Raw genomic sequence first — 221 nt, 5'->3', positions numbered from 1 at the left:
GGAGGGTGCCGTGAGCGGGTGGGGCGACGTGGTGGGGGACACCGCGCTGACCATCAAGGTGCTGGAGGCCGATGCGCTGGTCAGGGCCGGGTTTCCCGCTCATGTGACCGTGCTCTATCCGTTTCTGCACGAGAGCGCTATCGATGGCGGGGTGCGGCGCGCGCTCGTGGAGATCTTCGGGGCGTATGACGCCTTCGAGCTGGGGTTCGGGGCGTTCGCGC

1 pseudogene is annotated in these 221 nt (G+C 68.8%); it reads left to right on the top strand.

The window, feature by feature from the left end:
• Positions 1 to 10: 10 nt before the first annotated feature.
• A pseudogene (locus tag J0695_RS40425) lies at positions 11 to 221 on the top strand (2'-5' RNA ligase family protein); the annotation flags it as partial.

Source organism: Streptomyces beijiangensis, assembly GCF_017315755.1.
Classification (GTDB): domain Bacteria; phylum Actinomycetota; class Actinomycetes; order Streptomycetales; family Streptomycetaceae; genus Streptomyces; species Streptomyces beijiangensis.
This window is presented reverse-complemented; position numbering and strand designations above follow the sequence as displayed.